This window comes from Longimicrobiaceae bacterium (assembly GCA_035936415.1).
Classification (GTDB): Bacteria; Gemmatimonadota; Gemmatimonadetes; order Longimicrobiales; family Longimicrobiaceae; genus JAFAYN01.
Genome location: DASYWD010000458.1, coordinates 1 through 5,092 on the forward strand (window position 1 = coordinate 1; position 5,092 = coordinate 5,092).

4 protein-coding genes are annotated in these 5,092 nt (G+C 74.4%); 2 read left to right on the forward strand and 2 right to left on the reverse strand.

The annotated features are described in order from the left end of the window. Window positions 1-215 precede the first annotated feature (215 nt). A complete protein-coding gene (locus tag VGR37_18410) occupies window positions 216-965 on the forward strand; it encodes an HD domain-containing phosphohydrolase (protein HEV2149382.1) in 750 nt (249 codons plus the stop codon). Between the two features lie 7 nt (window positions 966-972). Here VGR37_18410 and VGR37_18415 read toward each other — a convergent pair whose 3' ends face one another. After that, window positions 973-2,325 (reverse strand): cytochrome P450, encoded by a 1,353-nt coding sequence (locus VGR37_18415; GenBank protein ID HEV2149383.1) that lies wholly within the window; start codon window positions 2,323-2,325, stop codon window positions 973-975. A gap of 28 nt (window positions 2,326-2,353) precedes the next feature. Next, on the reverse strand, window positions 2,354-3,187 hold the full coding sequence (gene lepB, locus VGR37_18420) for a signal peptidase I (protein ID HEV2149384.1): 834 nt from the start codon (window positions 3,185-3,187) through the stop codon (window positions 2,354-2,356). Between the two features lie 261 nt (window positions 3,188-3,448). Here lepB and VGR37_18425 point away from each other — a divergent pair, with 261 nt between their 5' ends. Next, the gene (locus VGR37_18425) at window positions 3,449-5,038 is read left to right on the forward strand and encodes an alkaline phosphatase family protein (GenBank protein ID HEV2149385.1); all 1,590 of its coding nucleotides are present in this window, start codon (window positions 3,449-3,451) and stop codon (window positions 5,036-5,038) included. Window positions 5,039-5,092: the final 54 nt, after the last annotated feature.

The following is a 5,092-nucleotide window of genomic DNA, read 5'->3' on the forward strand; positions in this document are numbered from 1 at the left end:
GCCTCGGCCAGCGCGTGCTCCGCCAGGCGGACGTACACGCGCAGCGCCGCGCCGGCACCGACCGCGGCGGCGAGGCGCGTCTTGACACGGCCGGGCTCCGGGGCGCGGACGAAGACGAGCAGGGCGTCGGTCACGGGGCGAGCGGTGCGGGGGGCGTGGCTCGGGATGTGCGGAAGCCGCTGCGGCTTCTACTGTTTACCCGCAGCACGGGATCCATGCTCGAACGATGGGACGCGCGGTCCTTCCTGGGAGGCGCGCTGGCGGCCGCGGGACTGATGGCCGTGGCCTGGGCCGGGGACGCGCGCCGCAGGCGGCGCAGGAACCGCCGCCTCCACCGCACCATGGTGGACCTCCTCCTCAACGCGATCACCTCCGGGGACGCCGCCACCGCGCGGCACTCCCGGCGCGTCGCCAACCTGACCGACGCGCTGGCGGAGCCGCTCGGTCTGGGCCGCGAGGAGCGCGCCACGCTGCGGGTGGCCTCGCTGCTGCACGACATGGGGAAGATCGACGACCGCTTCTTCGACATCGTGCACTCCCACGGCTCGCTCGACGACCGGCAGCGCAACGAGATCCGGAACCACCCGCACGAGAGCGCCCACATCCTGGAGCCGATGGAGCGGATCCACCCCGGGATCACCGCCATGGTGTCGTCGCACCACGAGTGCTGGGACGGGAGCGGCTACCCGGAGGGTCTCCGGGGGAAGGAGATCCCCCTGGGGGCGCGGCTCATCGCCGTGGCCGACGTCTTCGACGCCCTCAGCCAGCCGCGCCCCTACCGCGGCCCGCTCCCCGCCGACGAGGTGCGGAAGCAGATCCGCCAGGGGGCGGGGCGGCACTTCGACCCGCGCATCGTCGCCCTGGTGGAGCGCCCGCGGGTGTGGGCGCGGTGGACCGAGGTCGCCCGCCGGGGGTGCGACGAGGAGTCGCGCGCCATGCGCAGGGAGGACCAGGTGTCTACCTGACCCTCGCTCAGGCCCGCCGCTCCAGCACGGCCCGGATCCCGTGGCGCGGGCGGAGCGTGATGGTCGGCTCCATCTCCACGGGGTGGCCCGGGACGGGGCGCACCCGCCAGCGCCGGGCGAGCGTCGCCAGCACCAGGATCCCCTCCGCCCAGGCGAACCCCTCGCCGATGCACTTGCGCGGCCCCCCGCCGAAGGGGAAGTACGCGAAGCGCGGCTGCTCCGCCTCCCGCTCCGGGCTCCAGCGCCCCGGGTCGAAGCGGAGCGGGTCCGGCCACCAGCGCGCGTCGCGGTGCGTGATCCAGGGGCTCGTCAGCACGATGGAGCCCTCCTCCACCCGGTAGCCGCCGATCTCCATGTCGTGCAGCGGCTGCCGCCCGATCAGGTACGCCGGGGGGTAGAGGCGCATCGCCTCGGCCAGGACGGCGCGGGTGTATGGGAGCGCGGGGAGGTCGTCCGCGGTGGGGAGCCGCCCGCCGAGCACGCCGTCCAGCTCCGCGTGGAGCGCGGCCTCCGCCTCCGGCGCGCCGGCCAGGGCATACCAGGTCCAGGCGAGGGCGTTCGCGGTGGTCTCGTGCCCGGCCAGGAAGATGGTCAGCGCCTCGTCGCGAAGCTGCAGGTCGGTCATCCCGCCCCCCTCGCCCTCCGTGTCCTGGGCCAGCAGGAGCATGGAGAGGAGGTCGCCGCGGTCCGTGCCCTCGGCCCGCCGGTCGGCGATGATCCGGTGGATCGTGTCGTCCAGCCGCGTCCGGGCGCGCCGCATCCGCCGCGTGGCCGGGGTGGGGATCCGGTCCAGCAGCGGCCCCAGGGGGTTGGTGAGCCGCTTGAAGAGCCCCAGCGCCTCCGTGAGCGCCCGCGCGATCTCCTCCGCCTCGCCCTCCACCTCCGCGCCGAAGAGCGTCTTCCCCGCGATGCCGAGGGTGAGGCGGTTCATCTCCCGCGCCACGTCGGTCTCCGCGCCGTCGCGCCACTCCTCCGCCATCCGCGCCGCGTACGCCACCATGTCGGCCGCATAGGCGGCGATCCGCTCGCGGTGGAAGGCGGGCTGCGCCAGCCGCCGCTGCCTCAGGTGCAGCGGCTCCTCGCTGGTGAGCAGCCCCTCGCCCAGGAGGACGCGGGCGCGCTGCAGCGCGTAGCTCTTGATGAAGCTCTTGTGGCGGGTGACCAGGACCTCCCGGACGAGCTCCGGGTGCCCGAGCAGGGTGACGCGGCGGGGGCCGAACCGCATCCCGGCCACGTCGCCGTGGTCGCGGACCAGGCGCTCCAGCGTCCCCAGCGCGTCGCGGCGGAAGGCCAGCAGGTCCGCGCCCGGGAAGCGCGCGCGCCGGCGGGGCGGCAGCGGGGCCAGGGCGGCCGGGGCCACGGCGCGCTCCGGTGCTCCCGCGCTCACCTCAGCGGATCACCGTCCCGATCCGCCCCCAGCGGGCGGCCGTCAGGAACTTGGGGAAGGGACGGTCCAGCTCGGGGTCGTAGGAGAAGTAGATGAACAGGGGCTTGCCGCGGATCACGTCCCGCGGGACGAACCCCATGAAGCGGGAGTCCAGCGACTCGTCGCGGTTGTCGCCCATTAGGAAGTACTGCCCCTCGGGCACCACCAGCGGCCCCCAGGTGTTGTTGGTGGGGGTGTACGACTCCCGGTCCACCGCCGCGGTGAGCGCCGGGAGGTGGTTGTGGTAGCCGTACTTGGCCGGGTCGATCTCCTGCGGGAGGAAGACCCCGCCCTGCGTCCCCGTGTACCCGATGGGCTGGTCCCCGGCCGACGGGGCGATCACGTACGGCTCCACCAGCCGCTCCCCGTTGCGGAAGACGGTCCCGTCCACGCTGTGCAGGGTGTCGCCCGGCTCCCCGATCACCCGCTTCACGACGTCGATCACCGGCTGGTTGTACGTGGGCCGGAAGACGACCACGTCCCCGTGCCGCGGGTCGCGGAGGCCGGGGAGGCGCGTGTCGCTGAAGGGGAGGTGCGGGCCGAAGACCACGTTGCTGGCCATGAGGTAGTCCCCCACCAGCAGCGTCTGCTTCATGCTCCCCGACGGGATGGAGAAGGCCTGCACCAGGAAGGTGCGCAGGACCAGGAAGAGGACGAGCGCCACGCCCAGCGACTTGACCCACTCCCAGGCCTCGCCGCCGGCGGACTTCTTCGCGGGGCTCGCGGGGCGGCCGGGACGGGTGCTCTTTGCCGGGGAAGTGGACACGGTCCGGGACGATGCGGGGAGACTGCTCACGGCTGCGCGCTCCGGGTACGGGCTCCACGCGCAGGCGCGGCCGGCGGCGGAGAGCGTTGCGAGGGGTTCAGAATACGGGGCCGGGCGGCGGTGGCACAACCGCCCGTACGGCAGACTGGTACGCCCCTGCGGGGTTTTGGTTTCACCCGTCCGCGCGGGCGCGGCCCGGGGCCCTTGCGCCGGTCGCGGGGGCGGCGAAACTTCGGAGTGCGGCCGGGGTTCTGAACCCCGTCCTCCGTTCCACTCACCCGAGCGCAGCGCATGAACCGTAGAATCGCCGGTCTGCCGGGACTGCTCGCCGTCCTGGCCGGAGCCCTCCCCGCGACCGCCCAGTCCGCTCCGGCGGCCCCGCGGGAGACGCCCACGCTGGTGGTCTTCCTGACCGTGGACCAGCTCCGCGCGGACTACTTCGAGAAGTACGGGAGCCAGCTCCAGGGCGGGCTCGCCCGCCTCTACCGCGGCGGGGCGGTGTTCACGGACGCCCACCAGGACCACGCCAACACCGAGACGGCCCCGGGGCACGCCAGCACCATGTCCGGGCGCCACCCGCGGAGCACCGGGATCGTGCAGAACGCGGCCGGGGTGCAGGACCCGCAGGCGCCGCTGATCGGCGGTGGGGGGCCGGGCGCGTCGCCTTTCCGCTTCCGCGGCACCGTGCTCACGGACTGGCTGCGGTACAGGGACCCGCGGGCCCGCGCGCTCTCCGTGTCGCGCAAGGATCGGGGCGCCATCCTCCCGCTGGGGCGCGCCAAGCAGGAGGTGTACTGGTACACCGCCGACGGGCGCTTCACAACCAGCCGCTACTACGCGGACACGCTCCCCACCTGGGTGAACCGGTTCAACGACCGGCGCGTGCCGCAGCGGATGGCGGGGCAGGCATGGACGCTCCTCCTCCCGGAGAGCGCCTACCCGGAGCCGGACAGCGTGCCCGTGGAGAGCGGGGGGCGCGACTTCCTCTTCCCGCACGTCCTCCCGGCCGAGCCCGCGGAGGCGGCGCGGCGCTTCCCCGAGTACCCGTGGATGGACCAGCTCACGCTGGACATCGCCCTGGAGGGACTCGACGAGCTGAAGCTGGGGACGGGGCCGCAGACGGACGTCCTGGCGGTGTCGCTCTCCGCCACGGACGCGGTGGGGCACCGCTACGGGCCGGACTCGCGCGAGATCCGCGACCAGGTGCTCCGGCTGGACCGCATGCTCGGCGCGTTCATGGACTCGCTGTACTCGGTGCGCGACTCGTCGCGGGTGGTGATCGCGCTGACCTCGGACCACGGCGTCACCCCGTTCCCGGAGGTGGCCTTCGGCGCCGAGGCGGCGCGCGGCTACCACGTGCGGCTCGACTCGGTGACGGCACAGCTCCGCCGCGGGCTGGTGGCCGCCGGCGCGGACAGCGCCGCCGCCTACGTGGACGATGGTCTGCTCTTCGTGGACCGCGCGGCCCTCGCCCGCGCGGGGGTGAGCGTGGACTCGCTCTCCCGCGCCTTCGCCGCCGCGGCGCGGCGCGTCCCCGGCGTGCTCCGCGCCGACCGGGTGCGCGACCTGGCGAAGGGCGACACCGTCAACGATGCGATCACCCGCCGCTGGCTGCACATGCTCCCGCCGGACCTCCCGGTGGAGGTGGCGGTCACGCTCAGGCCGGGGCACGTGTGGGGAACGGCCAGCTACGCCCAGCACGGCTCCCCGGAGAACGTCGACACGCACGTGCCGGTGATCTTCTACGGGCCGCACTTCAAGCCGGGGAAGTACGGCCGGTTCACCCGCGTGGTGGACATGGCGCCGACGCTGGCGGCCGTGCTCGACGTGCAGCCCGCGGAGCGCCTGGACGGGCGGGTGCTGCGGGAGGCGCTGCGGTAGCAGGGGCGGCTCCGCAGGCCGGAAGCGCGAGGGGGGGGGGGGGGGGGGGGGGGG